Source organism: uncultured Butyricimonas sp., assembly GCF_959596855.1.
Taxonomy (GTDB): Bacteria; Bacteroidota; Bacteroidia; order Bacteroidales; family Marinifilaceae; genus Butyricimonas; species Butyricimonas muris.
On record NZ_CAUFYA010000001.1, the window covers coordinates 77,381 to 96,484 of the forward strand.

Annotated in this window: 13 protein-coding genes; all 13 read right to left on the bottom strand. The window is 45.7% G+C overall.

What is annotated here, in order from left to right; translation table 11 throughout:
- Window positions 1–6: 6 nt before the first annotated feature.
- The 13 genes from Q5866_RS00300 to Q5866_RS00355 all read right to left on the bottom strand — a co-directional run bounded on the left by Q5866_RS00300 (window position 7) and on the right by Q5866_RS00355 (window position 19,079).
- Window positions 7–3,585 (bottom strand): SusC/RagA family TonB-linked outer membrane protein, encoded by a 3,579-nt coding sequence (locus Q5866_RS00300; protein WP_303178048.1) that lies wholly within the window; start codon window positions 3,583–3,585, stop codon window positions 7–9.
- Between the two features lie 166 nt (window positions 3,586–3,751).
- Window positions 3,752–4,921 carry a FecR domain-containing protein gene (locus Q5866_RS00305; protein ID WP_186974959.1) on the bottom strand — a complete coding sequence of 390 codons (1,170 nt, stop codon included), beginning with the start codon at window positions 4,919–4,921 and terminating at the stop codon, window positions 3,752–3,754.
- Window positions 4,922–5,024: 103 nt separating this feature from the next.
- The gene (locus Q5866_RS00310) at window positions 5,025–5,537 is read right to left on the bottom strand and encodes a sigma-70 family RNA polymerase sigma factor (RefSeq protein WP_227216382.1); all 513 of its coding nucleotides are present in this window, start codon (window positions 5,535–5,537) and stop codon (window positions 5,025–5,027) included.
- Window positions 5,538–5,765: 228 nt separating this feature from the next.
- Complete coding sequence (locus Q5866_RS00315) at window positions 5,766–7,034, bottom strand: co-chaperone YbbN (RefSeq protein WP_303178051.1); 1,269 nt, start codon at window positions 7,032–7,034, stop codon at window positions 5,766–5,768.
- A 14-nt stretch (window positions 7,035–7,048) separates the two neighbouring features.
- A complete protein-coding gene (locus Q5866_RS00320) occupies window positions 7,049–8,176 on the bottom strand; it encodes a retropepsin-like aspartic protease (RefSeq protein ID WP_303178053.1) in 1,128 nt (375 codons plus the stop codon).
- Between the two features lie 3 nt (window positions 8,177–8,179).
- The gene (locus Q5866_RS00325) at window positions 8,180–9,877 is read right to left on the bottom strand and encodes a S8 family serine peptidase (RefSeq protein WP_303178273.1); all 1,698 of its coding nucleotides are present in this window, start codon (window positions 9,875–9,877) and stop codon (window positions 8,180–8,182) included.
- 127 nt (window positions 9,878–10,004) lie between these two features.
- Window positions 10,005–11,027: a peroxiredoxin gene (locus Q5866_RS00330; RefSeq protein WP_303178055.1), complete on the bottom strand. Its 1,023-nt coding sequence runs from the start codon at window positions 11,025–11,027 to the stop codon at window positions 10,005–10,007.
- A 1-nt stretch (window position 11,028) separates the two neighbouring features.
- Window positions 11,029–12,000 (bottom strand): hypothetical protein, encoded by a 972-nt coding sequence (locus Q5866_RS00335; RefSeq protein WP_303178057.1) that lies wholly within the window; start codon window positions 11,998–12,000, stop codon window positions 11,029–11,031.
- An 11-nt stretch (window positions 12,001–12,011) separates the two neighbouring features.
- Entirely contained in the window at window positions 12,012–13,553 is a 1,542-nt protein-coding gene (locus tag Q5866_RS00340; RefSeq protein WP_303178058.1) for a RagB/SusD family nutrient uptake outer membrane protein, read from the bottom strand.
- 12 nt (window positions 13,554–13,565) lie between these two features.
- Window positions 13,566–15,317: a TonB-dependent receptor gene (locus Q5866_RS21050; protein ID WP_368501990.1), complete on the bottom strand. Its 1,752-nt coding sequence runs from the start codon at window positions 15,315–15,317 to the stop codon at window positions 13,566–13,568.
- Window positions 15,318–15,326: 9 nt separating this feature from the next.
- Entirely contained in the window at window positions 15,327–17,111 is a 1,785-nt protein-coding gene (locus Q5866_RS21055) for a carboxypeptidase-like regulatory domain-containing protein (RefSeq protein WP_368501991.1), read from the bottom strand.
- A 155-nt stretch (window positions 17,112–17,266) separates the two neighbouring features.
- On the bottom strand, window positions 17,267–18,436 hold the full coding sequence (locus tag Q5866_RS00350) for a FecR family protein (RefSeq protein ID WP_303178060.1): 1,170 nt from the start codon (window positions 18,434–18,436) through the stop codon (window positions 17,267–17,269).
- Window positions 18,437–18,527: 91 nt separating this feature from the next.
- Window positions 18,528–19,079 carry a sigma-70 family RNA polymerase sigma factor gene (locus Q5866_RS00355; RefSeq protein ID WP_222621131.1) on the bottom strand — a complete coding sequence of 184 codons (552 nt, stop codon included), beginning with the start codon at window positions 19,077–19,079 and terminating at the stop codon, window positions 18,528–18,530.
- Between the last annotated feature and the right edge of the window lie 25 nt (window positions 19,080–19,104).

The window sequence follows — 19,104 nt, forward strand, 5'->3', positions numbered from 1 at the left end:
CATTCATTAAAATCCTACATTAATACCCAAAGAATAAGTCTGCGGAATCACACTTTGCACTCCATTAGTCATCAATTCCGGATCATAACCGTCAAAACGTTTATTGGCGATCACGAACACGTTGTTCACGGTTGCACTTAAGGCAAGCGTTTTAATTCCCACACGTTTGCATAAATCCAACGGCATATTCCAAGTCAAATTAATCTGACGACAACGCAAGAAAGAAGCATCCACCACCAAAGCATCCGAATTTCCCCAAATCGAGTACCAATTCAATTCCGTTTTATCCGGGAGCATTATTTTCGGGTCTATAATTCCGCGAGTCAAAGCCGGTATATTCGTCTTCGTTTCATCACCCGGTTTTTTCCAACGCTTCAACAAATCACGACTTAAATTCGAGTAAGGTTCCGGAACTTTTCCACTCAAAAACGAACCATAGGGATTCGGAAGACGTTTCTTACCACCCAGTATAAGAGCGAAATCGGAACTCAACACGAAGCTCTTGTAACGTATTCCCAGATTCAAACCTCCCGTGAAATAAGGATCTTTCTGCCCGGACCAAACCATGAACTTGGTCGGATCCATATTAGCATCCCGTTCCTCCTCCGGAACATCCATATAATTAAACACCGGACGACCGTCCTCATCGCTTAACCCCTTAAATGAAAACGACCAGAAACTTCCCACGGGGTATCCTTTCTTTGCCAACTCCGTGGTTTTCGCGTTAAGTAACTCGTAATACTTCGGGTTTTCCTTTGTTGCCGATTTTGCTTTATTCCAGTTTTTCGATGAATTCAAACTGACACTTACAGCAAAGTCTTTTGTCCGGACAGGCGTGAAAGCGACCGTAAATTCCAATCCTTTATTATCTATCAATCCCCCGTTAAGTTCCAAAGAAGTTTTCCCGTATTCATAAGCGACATCCTGCATCACGATAGCATTCGACGAACGAGTATAATACTCGGCAGTCACGTTAAACATCCTGAAAAGTTCCAGATCAAGCCCCAGATTCCACGAAGTCGTACGCTCCCAAGACAAATGAGGATTCGGCAGATCGGCAACCGACGACCAATATTGCTGGTAAGTATTATCAATACTTTCTCTATTCAGAATCAAGTCCATCGATTTATTTGAAAGAGCATTTCCCTGTATACCATAAGTAACACGGAAAGCCGCATTATTCAACCAATCGAGAGTCGACGCCATAAAAGGCTCTTCGGTAACCCGCCACAGCAAACCAAATGAATAAGTCGGGTCCAAACGCTTTTTCACATCTTGCCCGAACCGGTTTGACATATCATTACGAATATTGGCATTCAACACGTAGCGGTTCTTGTAAGAATATGCCAATGTCCCGAACCATGAAAAATAATTGTCGGTCTGATCGCTTTTATTCCAAGAGGGACGACCGTAAACGGAATATATATCCTCCAGCGGTCCCAAGGGCTTTTGGGCTACATAAGGAGCGTTTATCGGCACTAATTTATCAAAATCCGTGGGACGAGCCAATTTATATCCCCGCTCGGGCATATATCCCCATACCATGTTTTCAAGAGTCATGTTACGATTAGAACGCACCTCCATCCCCAACATCACGTTCAAACGATGATCCGTGTCAAACGTTTTCGAGTATAACAATTTATTCTGCACGTTGTAAGAAGCCTGCGTAATCTCGTTCGTGTACAAAGACCCCCCGTAAGGTAGCATGGCTGCTTTGAACTCCGGATCGCCTGTCCCCTTGGAACCATAATCATACCCCCTGTATTCCTTGGCAATGTAATAGGTACGTTCCAACGCCTCAACTTCACTATTTTTGGTATAATGGTTGTATCCGCCGGTAAATTGGTAAGTCAGCCCGCTAATAATCTCCCATTTGAAATCAACAGACGAAGCTATCGTGAAATTACGTACCTTGGAACCACTGTTATCCCGCTCGTTAATAATATTATATCCTAACGATTCCACGTTCCCGTTATACGTGTAACTTGCCCGTTGCTGGTAAAACAAAAGATCCCCGTGTGCATCGTAAGCCGGAATGGCACGGCTAGTGGAAAGAGCGTAATCCATCGGATTCACGCCAGGCCCAAAACCATTCGTGAGCACTGATGTCCCGTTAGCCGTAACATCCAAGGTGATATTATTCCGCAATTTCGCGTTAAAAGCAATTCTTCCGGTATACCTCTCGTTATCGTTCCCGGTCTCTTGACCGTTCTCTTTAGTATACCCCATAGACGCGTTATAAGTAAATTTCTCCGAACCCCCGGAAACACTGACACTGTGCTGATGACTAAAAGCATTGCGGGTAAGCAGCTTCAACCAATTCGTGTTCACGCTTTCCAGCTCCTGTTTGCGTTTCAAGAAATCAGTTCGTGAAATATCCTTTTCTAAAAACATCCGGTACAACCCCTCGTAAACATCCATCTGTTTTATGGGCTTATACGTATAGAAAGAACCTTCCTCTATGGTTTCGTCAGCAAACGTCACCCGTTCTTGAGAATTCATTAAATTAAATCGATCGTATGTGGGACGAGCCGTAAACGAAAAATTCCCCGAGTAATTCACCGTCATGCGATCGGCTTTCCCTCGTTTCGTGGTAATCACGATAACACCGTTGGAAGCCTTCGACCCGTAAATTGCCGTGGCGGATGCATCCTTCAACACCGTGATCGTTTCGATATCCTGCGGGTTCAACCATGAAATCTGGTTACCGATAATCGTGGATAAATCCTGCGTCATCACGGCTGTTGCTGTCAATTTAATCGGGTCAGCCTGAATAATACCGTCTACCACCCACAAAGGATCGGTATTTCCCAATAACGTGGAAGCTCCCCGAATCTGAATCTTTGGACTCGTTCCCACGCGACTGCTCGTGTTCATCACGATCATACCTGCTACACGCCCCTGCAACATCTGATCGAGAGAAGAATAGTTCGGCATCATAATATCATCCGCTTTCACCGAATTATAAGCCCCCACCATATACCGGCGGTTGATACTCTGATAGCCGGTAACGACAATTTCTTCCATCGTGTTCAACACCTCTTTCATCACCACGTTGATTGTGTCTTTCCCTTGATACTTCATCTCCACGGTTTCCATACCTACAAAAGAGAAAACCAAAGAAAATTCATCCAAATTAGGAATCTGAAGGCGATATTTCCCGTCTTTATCCGTGGCGGTACCTATCGACAAGCCTTTCACCATTACCGTAACACCCGGTAGCGGGGCTTTCTTAACGTCTGTCACCAAACCGACTACCCGCACGCTCTTCTGTTGAACAACGGCAGTTTTTTTCACCAGCATCACCACGTCCTTGTCATACTTGAACGTGAGGGAAGAGCCGGCAAGCACATCCGCCAACACGTCTTTAACCTTCTTGTTCTCGACATCCACGTCGACCGTGGGAATCTCGTTCATCTGCTCCGCGTTGTACAAAAAACGCAATCCCGTCTGCTTGTGAATAGCATCGAACAACTCGTACAAGCTGACCTTTGTTAATTTTAACGTCACGTTCTGTTCCTGTCCCAAACCTTCCGCGGCAACAGAAAACACGAAAAACATGACAAAGAAGACTGTTAATCTCATGATTTTCCAATTTTTTTCGCGCACTCGACCCAAAAAGAGGCACGATGTTCTCTTTTTTTTCATACTTTTGTATAAGAATTTTTGTGTTAAACATGATAACCGCATCCCCCAAGATGTTGTTATCGGATTATTACAATCCGGAGAGTCGCCAAACTCTCCGTTTTTTTTATTTAGCACTAACTATCACTATTCTATCTTTCACGCTGAAACGTGCGTCCGAGGTATTCTCCAAGAAAAACAACAATTCCTGAATATCGGCATACCGCTGCATATTCCCGAAGAAACGCAAATCCTTAAGCGATTCGTTCTGGAAGAACACGTTCACGTCATACCAACGTGCAGCCTTTTCCATGATCGACTCCAACCGCTCGTTCACGAACACCACATCCTGACTCTTCCAAGCAATATAAGGATACACGTCGACCTCCTTCACTTCTGCTTTCCCGGTCGCCTCGTTTGCCACTCCCAGTTGGTTCGGTTTCAACCGTACCTCTCCCGCGGTACGATTCGCCTTAAAACCGACCGAACCTTTCACCAGTACCGCTTGGATTTCATTATTCTTGTAAGTATTCAAGTTAAACTCCGTGCCGTACACTTTCAGTTGGTACTCTCCGGAACGAACCATGAAAGGCTTTTTCGTATCTTTCTTCACGCTAAAATAAGCCTCTCCTTTCAAACGTACTTCCCGCTTATCGGCAGTAAACTTCACCGGGTACTCCAACTCCGAATCGGCATTCAACCACACCTCCGTTCCGTCTGCCAGAATCACGAAAAACTCTCCTCCTCTCGGCACGATAATCTTGTTATATATCACTTGGTTTGCCGTTCCCGCCTGTCCCGTGTTGTACTCGATTCCTTTACCGTCCTTCATCTTCACAACAGAACCATCCTGTTCCAGAATCGCGTTTTTATTGTCCGCCAAATCAATGACTTCACCGGAAGAAAGTACAAGACTCGCTCGCGGGAACCCATGACAGATCACCTCATTCCGGGCAATCGACTTTTTTTCGGGCAAAGGTTTATTCATCAAGTACACTCCACCCAACGCCACAATGATCGCTATCGAAGCAACCGCACCGTACCATACCCGACGCACTTTCGTCCCGTTTATCCGGCGTAACATCAACTTCTTCCCTTTCACGGCATCCACCAGTTGTTCCTTCCCAGCCCACCGGATATGCAAGCAATCCTTCACCAACCTATCGAACTCTTCTCTGTTCTCGGGGGCAGCATCCAACCATCGCTCTACAACAGCACTCTGCGCATCATCCAACTCCCCGTTGAAATAATCCAGCAACAACGTTTCCTTTTCCAGACCCAATAAATCTTTTTCCATAGTCCAATTTGTTTTCACACATAATACCGGAAAACTTCAAAAAGGTCTAATGGACTTGTGATTTTTTTTCAAAATTATTTTTTATCGTACAGGCTCAGTCCCCTTATCTCCAGCGACAATAGAAAAGCAAAAAGCCCGAGAACAACTCTTTATTCAACCGCTCCCGCAACTTCTTCACGGAGTTCCCCAGCAATGTTTTCACCGTGGAAACGGAAATCCCGTACCGTTCCGCCACTTCACGATACTTCAGTCCTTCCAAGAAAACACAATTCATTATTTCCCGGCTCCGTTCCGGTAATAACGCCATTTCTTCCAACACTCTCGACACGAGCTGGTCATGCCGTTCATTATACTCTTCGAAAACCAGCTCCACGTGATCCAATACCGAGGCATTCCGAAAAACATCCCGCTTTTCAATCCGCTTGAAACAACGGTTACGCACGGACACGTGAAGAAAAGAAGACAACGTCTCCGGCTTGAATCTCAGATAAACCTTATCTTTCCAAATAGAAACAAATAAATCCTGCACCACGTCCTCCGCCAGATTCATATCCCGCAAAAAAGTATCCGCCCAAACCACCAAAGGTTTATAGTACGCATCAAATAACAGCTCCATTCCCTTTTGGTTCATGGAAGACAACATGACACATATCTCTTGATCCTTTTTTCTCCCGGAATTATTCACTCGCTTTATTTCTAATAATTAACTACTCTTTCATCTCAAATCCATATTGACAAAATTAGAAGAAATTATCATACCACCAAAAAGGAATGCTTAAAAATCCATTCTAAGACTTTTAAGCATTCCAAAAGAAGTGAGCATCTCACTGGCTGTCACAAGCACTTATTTCAACAACCGCTCTTGTATAATCTTCTCGTATTTCTCGGGATCTGCCCCGATTTCAACAATAGGCTTTCCGTTCACGGGCAAAAAGAACAAGGTCGGCAACGCGTTTATATTAAATTTATTGCACAACTCTTTTTCCTTGTCGGCATTCACTTTCAAGAAAATCACTTGGTCTTTATATTTTTCCGCCAATTGCTCCATCACGGGCAATAATTTCATGCAGGGACCGCACCACGAAGCCCAGAAATCAATTACAACCGGCTTGTCGCCCTTGTACGTGAACTCCGTCCCGTTCTTGTAATCATGAATGTTCTCCCGGAAATAGATGCCCGTGATCTCGTTCAGTTTCCCGGGTTCCAGCTTGACTTTTTTCTCCGTCTCCTCATCTTTCACTTCCACGAGGTCAAAAGTTTGGAAATAAATTGTCTGGCGAGTGAAATCCACCGAGAGAATCCCGTGTTTCAATATACCCGCACCCACCACGGAACGTAGAAGAGAACCATTCACGGGGATTACCGTTTCTTGCAAAGATTCCCGTACAAAATCACATCGTGATGCCACCTTAGCGGGACTAGATACCGGAGTTCTGCCGTACCCGTTATACACGGGAACCGCATTTCCCGACGCCCCCTTCAGACGAGCAAAATCAGCCTCGTTCAATTCCACCAATCCCGAGTTCCAAGTATCCAATATACAAGAGAAAGTCATGCCGTCTATCGTTACCGGACATTCCATCCCGACGCCTTGTAACAGTTTGGCATTCGCACGATGATCCAATTTCATGTAAACGGGACGATAAGGCTGTGACATCGTTATCTTTTCCCGACGGGAATCAATGGTTAAAACCACCCCCCGGAAAAGAGCCCCTCCCATGACACCGGCAACGCCCAACTCCCGCAGATAAGGTTCATCTTCCAGTATAAAAGCCCCAAGCTCATTAGCGAAAGCGCTATTCCCGAAAGAAATCGAATGAATCGACACGACCTTGGACGTCGGTACTTTTTTGAACTGGAACGTACTGTACGGGAGTTTTCCATTGCTACCCGGGTCGATATTCAACTTCTCCACGTACTCCGGCAATATTGCCGGATGTCCTGCCAAGTCTAACACGAAATCGGCATCCATACCGTTCACGACACACGTTATAATGATTTTCCCGTCTACCACCCGGTAATCTCTTACCTCGGAAACGTTATTTTTAACCTGCGCCCACGATACCACGGGGAGCAAGACCACCAAAAGCCACACGAATAATTTACTTTTCATCTCTTGTTTCGATTTTAATAAATAATTACTTTCTCCCCCTCTCGAGTTTGAATCGTCAATTTTGTTTTCTTTTTTGCCTTCAATTCCGGGATTCCGTTAAGGATGCTCTCGCAAAAATCATATTTCCCGACAGGTTTCCCGTTAATTTTAAGCACCTTGTCGCCCATCTCCACGACATCTTTCATATCTCCCCACACGGCTGCAACCACCAGATCACCGTCTTTCACCTGCAATCCCACGTTATGAGGTTTCTCCTCCAACTCATTCTCCGGCTTATAGGATTCAAAATAAAAACGGGCACGGGGATAATCTATCGTCACCTTACCGTAATCCAGTAATTTGACGCCTAACAACGTGTAAGGAGGCGTGGCAGTTTCCGCTATCACGTTCTTGAATTTAGTCCCCGCCACGGATAACAACGGGAAGTTCACTCGCCGTGAATCACGCTCCGCGGCTATTCCCCCCACGCCGATAGAACCCACGCTACGCCCCTCGGACAAAAATTCATAAGCGGAGCCGGATGGCAATACCTCGAAATCGGATTCCTTCAATGAAAGAAATCTCGGGCAACCCGTGTCAAACAGGCAAATAATGTTGTGTCCGCTTCCCACTTGAAGTGATATGACAGGCATTCTCGCTTGCATGAAACGAGCCATTTTCCGAAGCGACACGATAGACTCTTTCTCGGCGGTGGTGATGGTCACGGTCTTCTTTTGCCCGTCGATCACCACGATTGATTGCGCCAACAAATCGCTCCCTATCAAACCGTCGATCGGAAAACAAGCCAAAGGCGACGGTTCCGGCAGTTTCATCGCCGGCACATTCTTGAAACGAAACACGTTATCGGGGGTTTCTATACTATCGATCTGCACAAGCGGGTAAAATGACTTGCGTCCGTTCGCGTCGGTCACTTCCAAGGAATCCGTCACTGCCAGCCCGTACTCCCGACAAAATTCACCCGTCAAGGTAGTTCGGGATGCCCCCGTGTCGAAAATAAACGAACGTAGAGTCCCGTTCAATTTCATCTCCACAACCATCTTGCCCCCGACCATCCGGTAGGGCAATTCTGCCTTGTATTGCTGCGCGATCGCCGGAAAAACGCTCACGCAAAGCAAGCATAAAATGATGATCTTGTATCTCATAGCTTATTTGCTTAATTTATCAGCGGCTTTCACGGCTTCCAAAGCATTCACGATACCACCGGAAAGGCACAATTGTTCAAAAAGATACAGGTCTACAGCATTCTTCCCTCCTCTCGTGACGTTCTTTTCCAATTCCACGCCCTTCCGGGAGGTCACCGTCTGTAACAATATATCACGAATCTGGCTACCCGTCAATTTCGGATAATACGTCTTAATCAAAGCCGCAACACCCGCTACCATGGCGGAAGCCATCGGCACGCCATTCCCGTACTGGTAGATATCTCCCGTGCAAGCGGACAATACTTTTATCCCCGGGGCGTAAATATCCAACTCCTTCGCCCCGAAATTCGAATTCGCGGACGGCATTCCTTCTTTGTCGGACATTCCCACCGTCATCAGGTTGGTCAATTCTTTTCCGCCATCCATCCAACGATTCGGGAAAAACGTTTCCTCGCTCATGTCACGGGACATCTCGTGCACGGGGACGATAACCAATACCCCTTTTTGTTCTGCATAGCGAATCGCCTCGCTTATCCATTGTTTTTGCACCTCCGGGTACAACGAGTTCTGTTGCGGCAACACCACGACAGAAGCCCCGTGCTCCACGGCATAACGAATCGCTAAAGCCATGTCTTTCAAGTAAGGTTCTCCCGCACCGGCTTCTACCACCAAGGTCATAATTCTCGCTTGTTCAGCGATGGGATTGTTGCGTCCTTCCACATCCCGTTGTCCGGCAATCACCCCCGCGATCATCGTCCCGATAGCGGCATCCGCGGTCAACAACACGTTATTCCCGTACGCGCGATCATTTATATCCAGATAATTGTCACCCACGATCGCTTGACGCCCGTCATTACCGTATCTCGCTACCGCCTGCTCATATTTCTTTTTTTGATCCGCAAGATAAGTCTCCGACAAAAAAGCATCGCGATTACGCTCCCACTCGTCATTTTTCATCATATGAGCCCTCATTTGCAACGCCGCGATCATTATTCCCCGGCTTGTGGGATCCTCTGCTGTTTTAGGCGAGCACATCTTCACGACATCTTCGACCGTGAATCCTGTCTTTTTTAGGGAAACCGCCCGTACCTCCCGGTCGAACAGCCCCATGTAATACCGGGAATTATACACTGAATTTATGGCTCCATAAGCCTGCAACAACCGGGACTCCCCCCGAACCACGGAATTGAAGTAATTATATTCTTCCATATTCTCGGGTGCAGCACACTCCTCTCTTTTCCCATTGGCAAAGGTGTAAAATTTACCCCCGTCTTTCATGATATCCCCGTACTTGTCTTTCAGGCGCAAGAACTCGCGTTCTCCCTCCCGGTTCACGGACGGCATCACCTGCCCGTCTTTGCCCCCGATGAAATTCCAGCCGTTCACGTCGTCCACGTACCCGTTTTTATCGTTATCCTTCCCGTCGGCTTTCTCTTTCGGATTCTTCCAAATATTCGCTTTCAACGCCTCGTGTTCCGTGTCGATACCCGTACCGATAAGCGCCACGATAGGTTTTGCTTTCGCTTTCTTTCCTTTCAAAAATTCATACGCCTCGTTTACACCAACGCCGTACACACCGTCTTTTTCAAAAGAACAATTATACCAGTCCCTATTCGACTGTTTTTGCTCTTCCACCTTTGAATTTTGTTTCACCAATTGAGCCTTTGCCGCACTACCAATAGCGACCAATACACTCATCATCAAGATTGTAAAATACTTTTTCATCATTACAGTTTTTTATTTTTTATACAAAACGAACCCTGTTCCAATTGAAAATTGAAAATGCAGAATTGGAAATCCCCTAATCCTTCAATCTAAAATTTAAAATCTAAAATTGATACGTCTTTCTCGCTTTTTCTATTGCCTTTTTCACCTCGTCGCCCCGCAAGTCACGGGCTATGATCTTACCCTCTTTATCGATTAGAACGATAAAAGGAATCTGATAAAAACCGTAGGCATCCTGAATTACATTTTGCTTGTTCCCTTTCGTGAATCCTTCCCGGTTCCACAAGGTCACCCAAGGCAGTTTATCCTCCTCGACCATCCTACGCCAATCTTTTTCCCGGTTGTCCATGGATATCGTGATAACGACAAGATCATCCCCTTTCATAGAGTCGTACTCTTTAACCAACTTTCTCGCTTCCGTGCGACATCCCCCGCACCAAGAGGCAGAGAAATCCAACAGTACCAATTTCCCCTTGAAATCACTTAAGCTCACGTCATTCCCGTCCAAACCCACGAAAGTAAAATTGTAAGCCTGCTGCCCCAAAGCGAATTTCCGGCGACGTGCCACCTCATCCACGAGGTATTTCACTACCCGCGATTCCCTCTCGTTCTCGGGAATCATATCCAATATCTGCCTGTAAGACTCGTAATCCAGATCAAAGAATCCCTTGTTCAAATACATCAACGAAACTCGTACCACGGGATCCAGTGTCGAATCGTTTTTCACGGGATTCTGGATCTCCTCCCGCCTAGAGCCCGAAGCCCTGAATTTAGCCATAATATCCATATATTGCATATACAGATCAATCCCGTCGAACTCTATGGAACTCTCTTCCGGTCGGTCCTCATTCAAAAATCCTTTCAATATTATAGGACTATCCGTGAGGATCATCATTTCCGAGTAACTTCCGAAATGGACGTTATACAAATCTTTCTTGATACGTACCGGTTTGGTTTTGAATTCCTCTCCACTCTTCACCGAACACTCGACAATCGTATTCCCCGACAAATCGGTCACCTTGATTGTCAACGGACGTAGCGTCCGCAGTTTCCCCTTCAGGGAAAACTGCGCGGAAACGCTAAACGTCAATAACATAAATAAAGTAGATACGAATAATTTCATCATATTAATCTTCTTTCAAAGCCGCCATTCGAGTAATATCCCAATCGTATTTATCTTTCATGTATTTCACCGTGAAATCATAGTACCGGATGATCAACGGGTACTTGTCTTCCGGGTACTTGATCAATACCGAATCACGGGTGTAGCGCATACCCAATTTCAAATAATTAGAGAAATTGGTTTTGGCATCCATGGTCAGCGTTGTCTGGAGAGGTGTGAAATCGTAAGCCGTCACGAGCATACTCCCGGGATAACCGAGTTTCATATAATAATTCTCGGCATTCACCGAAGTGCTGAATTTTATCGAATAATCGAAAGCTCCTCCCGTTTGAAAATCTGCCGGAATCGCGATCGTACCTTTATCCACCATCTTGGTCAAAATGTTTTGCAGAATAACGGTACGCCGTGCCTTACATTCCCAAGGAGTTCGAGGCAAGTCGTAAGGTTGAAAAAATTTAATAATCATACCGTTCCCGTAATCTTTATAGGCTATATTCTCCTCTTTCGCCCGGAAAGAAAACGCCCAATAATCCAAACCATCCCAAAGACAGGGCTTAGGCGCATACCCGATAGCTCCGGCAAACACCTGACGGAAATCATCAACCATATAGATATAATTGGGTAACACCCCCCTACACAATTCCGGTTTCAAGAAACCAAATACATGATTCTTGAAAAAATCGGTATAAAATATCGCGTACTCGTCACTCAAGGGTTCCCCGTAATATTTTATCGTGAACGTCCCGGACCAAGCTTGATTCAAATCCAAGGTATCGAAAGCCGTGTAAATGGGAATCGTTCCGAAGGTATTCGCGATTTCCAACAAATCTTGATCCCAAGCGTTATTCCCTTGAGGAAATTCAAAACGACTAATACTCGAAGCATCCTCAGAACGGGGATACAATTTATCCTCATCGTTACAAGCAACTAACGTTGCCAACAAGAATATCAAACTAAAGGCATACTTGTATTTCATGGTTCCTCGTTTTATTGTAATGTTTTCTCGGTTGTTAATTTATTCTGAGTCAGGGCGGAATTACGCTCTATCACGTTTACAGGGATCGGCAAGGTGTAGGCGGCATCACCCTCCTCCATCACGTACTTGCCTAAATTTACCCCCAACTCCACCCAGCGACGCTCGAAACGAGGCATCCCGTAACGACGCAAATCAAACCAGCGGTGTCCCTCGAAACAGAGTTCCCGACGACGTTCTTCCCGGATAAAATCCAACAACTCCTCGCCGGAATAATTTACCTCGTAATCCGTATCCGCCGCGTATCGCTTCTCACGTAAATCATTTATCATTTTCAAAGCCAAAGATTCGTCCGTGTCATAGACGGCTTCCGCGAGTATCAAATAAGCCTCCGACAAACGAAGTGACATACCGAATTCCGTTTTAGCTTTTACTTTATTATTATATTGCATCCCGCACTTGCTCCACGGGAGATAGTGCCCGGCAACCGGCTTCAGTTGCTCCGGTTTCGCACTCATCGGTCCGCGTAACTCTTCCACGAGATAGAGTGTCTTCCGCAAATCTTCTTCATCTTTATAACAAGCAATCAGATCACGGGAAACATTCACGTAATAGCCATAGGTGGTTCCATCTTCCATTCTTTCCGACCCCCCGATGATCCCGGTAAAATCCCCCGAATTCCCGTACACCCAAATGGTTTCCGGGTTATCCAATGACACGTAATTGGGATAAGAAGCATCTTCCCCTGCCGTGATGGTTGTTTTCTTCACGAACGATTTCAAGTCATACAACTCGAACCCCCAATCCCCGATCACTTTCTTCGCGTATCGGGCAGCCCCTTCCATATCCTCCATGTGCAGGCATACGCGGGCATGGAGTAATTGCACAGCCGGTAAATTTATACGGTAACCCGCCGCATTCTGTTGATCCATCGGCAAGAGCAGGAAATTCTCTTCCGCAGCATTCAAATCCTTCACGATCTGCTCGTACACCTTGGCAACCGTTTCCCTTCTCTCGAAACTACTTAACAAATTACTCGTTAATTTCAAAGGCACCCCGTCGGCATTCTTATCGTGATTGTACGGTTCCCCGAAAAGGTTTACCAGATTGAAATAATAGAACGCACGCAAAGCATAAGCCTGCGCGGCCACGTAAGCCTTCTCCTCTGTCGAGCCCTTCACGTCGTCCAGATAATCCAAGGCGGCATTCGCTCCCAAAATATACTGGTAATACTTGTTCCATTCCGAAACGGAAGTTTGCGAAGGGTATAACTCAAACATATGAGGATTCCATGAATAGATGTATTGCAAACCGACAATCCCCTGAGTAGAGGTCTGCAAAATACAGTCTTCACTCATCTCGATATCATCGTCAAAAGCATGGTGAAGATTGAACAACCCCTCGGAAGTTGCTAACGGGTAAGCATCTCCCAACAGCATCTCGTTCAAAGCATTGACGTTTTTGGGCACGTATTCACTAGGAGAATCCGGTTCCAAAAAGCTCGAACAAGCACATAAACTCGTGAGCAAAATTATATTGAATAATATCTTTTTCATATATCAAATCATTTAAAAACCAACATTAATTCCTACCGAATAGGTCTTGGGCATCACTCGATTGGGCATCTCCGGGTCAAAACCGTTGTAGCGCTTGGAAGCAATGACAAACAAGTTATTCACGGAAGCCGTCACCGTCAAACTATTTAACCCGATCCGTTGTGCCATCTCGTTGTTCAATCTCCAACTCAAATTTAATCCCCGGCAACGCAAGAATGACCGCGGTACCGTCAACGCGTCCGAATTAGCATAAGCGGTAAACAAATTATACCTGGAATTTACCGGTATTTCCATCGTGTAATTCTTACCTCCAATCACGAATCCCGGGATACTCGTGTGCGCCTCGTCACCCGGTTGTTTCCAGCGTTTCAGCAAGTCCCGGTTAAGATTATTTTCCGCATTCGGCATATAAATCCCCGTATCCAAATCACGATAGGGAGAACTCAAACGGGCAACACCCCCTAACAACAGCGAAAATGAAGTTGCCAACGTGAAAGAACGATAACGAATATTCAAATTTACCCCTCCCGTGAAATAAGGGTCTTTCTGACCGGAGTATTTCAAAAAACTGGTCATGTCCCCGTTGTACTCCTCTTTCGACATGATACGATTGAACATCGCGCGACCGTTTTCAGGATTCAACCCGGCAAAGTCAAACGACCACATACTTCCTAACGGATAGCCCTTTTTCAAAATCCTTTCAGTAGTTCCGTTCAAAAATTGAGCCAAATCGGCAACTTCTTTATCGACTTTCCCCCCGGAGTTCCAGTTCTTGGAAGAGTTCACGCTCATGTTAATACCGAAATTCTTCGTGTTCACCGGAACGAAAGAAACCGTAAACTCGATACCTTCGTTATAGATTATCCCACCATTGACAGACATGGCATCTCTACCGTTCTCGAAAGGAATGTCCTTGGAGATAATCGCGTTGGAACGCCGGATGTAGTAATCGATGTTGGCATTCACTTTACCGAAGAACTGCAAATCCAACCCGAAATTCCACGAGTGCGTGCGTTCCCAAGAGAGGTTCGGGTTAGGAATAGAATTGATGGACGAATAATACTCGTTGAATATCCCCAATACCCCATTCTGGTCCAATATTAAATCCGGACTGAGATTCGTCAAAGCATTTCCCTGAATCCCCCAAGTCGCTTTCAAATTCACGTTTGTCAATACCCGTTGGTTCCGCATAAATTCCTCCTCAGTCATCCTCCATGATAAGCCAAAAGAATAAGTCGGGTCGAATCGTTTATTCGTGTTCTGCCCAAAACGATTGGAGGCGTCATTACGCACGTTGAAATTAAAAACATACCTGTTTTTCAACGAATAAGCCAAGGTCGCAAAAACAGAGAAGAAATTATCCGTCTTTTCGCTCAAGGTACTTCTACCGTTGTATAAATCTTCCAATATCCCGTAACCCGTCAAAGAGGCACCTCCCCCCACGGGAACAAAATCTTCCGGCAGAGTAGGACGTACCGTCAAATTGCCCCGGTCTGGCACATACCCGTAACGTGTGTTTTGATCGTTTTTGTTTTTCGTGGAACGGGCTTCTATCGCCACCATGGCATTCAAGCGGTGATTCTCGTTAAACGATTTCGAGAACATCAATTTATTCTGGACGTTATACGAGGTTACCGTGGCAGCAGAACTGAACAGCGTTCCCCCGAAAGGCAGAAGAGCCGCACTAAACCACGGGTGTTCGGCACTCACGGAACCATAATCATAACCCCGATACGTCGAGGCGATTGCCGTAGAACGCTCCAACGCCCATGACTAGCTGTTCGTCGTGTTGTACGAGTACCCACCGGTAAACTGATAGGTCAACCAACTCAATAATTTCCATTGAAAATCAAAACTCAACTTCAAACTACCCGTGTTGACTTCCGAACCCGTGTTTTCCAATTCATTAAGCACGTTGTAACCGATAGATTCTATTTCTTTATTGTACTTGTATTCCAGTCTTTTCCGGTAATAGGAATAACTTCCGTCTTCCTCGAATGCCGCGATGGAACGGCTTGTCGTCAAAGCATAGTTCAAGGGGTCTACCCCGTTGAACCCTTTGTTTGTTCCGGTTGTACCATTCAAGGTCAAGTTCACACGAATATTATCACTCATATTCAAGGTCACTGCTGCCCGTGCAGTCAGACGCTCAGAACTATTTCCTTTCTCCTGCCCGTCATTTGAATTATAACCCACGGAAAGAGCGTAATTCACCTTATCCGACGCCCCGGTAACACTCACGTTATGATTGTGCCCAAAAGAAGTCCGGGTTAACAAATCCAACCAATCCGTGTTCACCGTTTCCAAGTAATTACGTGTTTTAATAAATTCATCCGACGTCATTTCCCCGCTCTGGAACATCTTCAAGGCTCCCTCGTAAGTATTAATTTGTTTTATCGGCTCAAATTTATACCTCAATCCGGCGGCGAAAGCATCCTCGCTGAATTGCACTCGTTCCTGCGAATTCATCAAATTGAAATTCTTGTATCTCGGGCGAGGGGCTATCGAGAAATTACCGGCGTAATTGATAGACATACGTCCCGTCTTTCCTTTCTTCGTCGTGATTACAATCACACCATTGGAAGCCCGGGAACCGTAAATAGCCGTGGCAGAAGCATCTTTCAACACAGTAATGGTTTCAATATCATTCGGATTCAACCAAGACACCTGATTCCCAATTATTTCCTTCATATCCAAAGTCATATTGGAACTGGCATTAAGGGAAATCGGGTCGTCCTGAATAATCCCGTCCACCACCCAAATGGGATCTTGATTTCCCAATAACGTGGAAGTACCGCGTATCTGAATTTTAGGAGTAGTACCCGCACGGGTACTGGAACTCAATACCATCATACCCGGCACCTGTCCCTGCAACATCTGGTCGATAGTGGCATAAGCAGGCATCATGATATCTTCCGCTTTCACCGTGGTATAGGAACCCACCATATCTCTCCGGTTCACGTTCTGGTAACCGGTACTGACCACGGTTACCTCGTCCATCTCGTTCACGGTTTCCCTCAACACCACGTTGATCGTGTCCTGCCCCGTGTATTTCACCTCTTTAGATTCCATCCCGATGAAAGAGAATATCAATGTCAGATCTTTCACCTCCGGCAATCTCAACACGTATTTTCCGTTCCGGTCTGTCGCCGTCCCTATGGTCAACCCCTTCACCATGACGGTTACTCCCGGCATGGGATTCTTTTGCTCATCGGTCACCTGCCCGACAATCTTAATTTCCTTCTTTTGTTGCACCATCGGAAGTTTACGGATCACTATCACTTGATCTACGATCTCGTAATCAAAACCGTTTTGCCGCAACACCTGATCCAGCACTTCCCGCAAGGTTACGTCCTTCAACTCTACATTTTTCACTTTTGTATTCCCTAGAATCTCCTTCCGGTACACGAACTCGTAATCCGTGTTCTCCTTGAGATATTCCAACACGTTTTCCAGCATTTCATCATGAAACACCACGTTCAATTTCTGCTCCTGCGCGTACCCCATGGCACTCGCTGTCCCGAACGTCAATAGCAGAACAAAAAACTTCAATGTCATAACTAACAGAATTTTTCGCAATCTTCCTTCCGGAAGACTACACGTTGTACTCTTTTTTTTCATACATTTGTAAAGCATTACAGTTAAACATGCATCTGCGACCAACAGATGTTTTGTAATAGGGGAATCGACCAAATTCCCCTTTTTTATTTATATCACTGGTATACAGTCACCGTTTGTCCCAATACCTTGAATTTCACTTCACCCGTTCGTTCCAGAATATCCAGAATTGACTCGAAGGAAGCATACCGTGGAATCTTTCCCTTAAAAGTAATATCCTTGGCGGCTTGATTCTGGTAGAAGACGCTGAAATCATACCAACGAGTCAGCTTGGACATAATCTCTTCCAGTGTCTTATCCTCCAACACGAACATCCCGTTCCGCCAACTCACGATATCCCCCGTGTTCACCTTCCGGGTATATACATTCTGTTTCCCGACCACGGACTGCATACCGGGGGTTAATTCCAGACTCTTCCCATCGGTATCTACTTTTACTTTTCCCTCCACCAACGTCGTGTAAACGTATTCTCCGTCGGGATAAGCATCCACGTTAAACTCCGTTCCCAGCACCTCCACTACTTGACCCTTTGTTTTCACCCGAAACGGGCGTGCAGCGTCTTTCGACACCTTGAAGAATCCCTCGCCCTCCAACTCTACCACTCGTTCCTTGCCCCCGAAAGCAACCGGGTATTTCAATTTCGACTCCGCGTTCAACCACACTTGAGTACCGTCAGCCAGTATCAAATCGAACTCCGCCCCCTTCGGTACATTCAACGTGTTGAAGGCCAATGCCTGCTTACTAATGGCATCTTCTGCCAGATAAGCCAACGTCGAACCACCCGTTCTTGCCACGGTCACCCCTTCTTCCTTAAACCCGGCGGCAACACTATCCAACAGCACGACCGAACCGTCATTCAACTTCAGCGTCGGGCGCTGGGCGGAAATCAAGGCTATAGAGGGCATAGCGTCACGTTTCTCTTCCCGTTCACCCTTGAACAAGTAGAAACTGCCAACGACCAATAACACTACGGCGGCAGCCACACCAAAGCGCAATATCCTTAAACGCAATCCGGCACGGCGTTCCCGGTCGATTCTTTTCTGCATGGCATTCTTTGCCCGAATACCATTTATCTTTTTGTATTTAGCGTATTCTCCCGAAAAGAAATCACCTCTCTGCCAACGAAGAAACAACTCCTCGTTCTCGGGAGAGTTCTCCTTCCACACCTCCAACTCCCGCATCTCCTCGTCCGTGATTTGTCCGGCACGCTGGCGAGCCAACAATTTCGCTATCCGGTATTCGATTTTATTATCACGCATCATCATCGATTCTTTAAATTTACCCCTATAACGCAACCTCCCCCGAATGGGGTAATAGAAAAAGCATCTTTTTTCAAAAAAAATTATAAACCTCTAATTACAAGGAAAGAAATAAGAAAGAAAATAACGTAGATTCTAGTTTTTCTCTCAGAAAATCAAGGGCACTCGCTTTGTATTTCTTGACCGAACTATCAGATAATCCCAACTTCTCGGCAATCTCCACGTTTTTCAACCCCTCGATAAAACTCATCTCGAACACCATTCTCGCTTTCTCCGGCAACTCTTCTATCGCGTTGTACAAAATCGTCTGCGCCTCCTGATCGATTACCGAATTTTGGAAAAACGCTTCATTCTCCAATTGCGATACATAACGCTCCTTTGCAGAATTTTTACGGTGAATACTAATAATCTCGTTCTTTATCGAAGTATATAAAAATGACTTGAACGTGTACACGGAGTCAAATTTTGTCCGTCGCTGCCAAGCGCTGAAAATGGCATTCTGCACGCAATCCTCCGCCAGAAATTCACTCTCCCCTCCCAAATATTTCACGGCATAGAGAATCAGCCCGGGATATACCTCCCGGTACAACAAATCCAACTTCCCTTTCCGGAAATCAATCAATATCTGCTCTTCCCAATTCACTGCCATAATTTATATTGCAAGTATAAGCAAA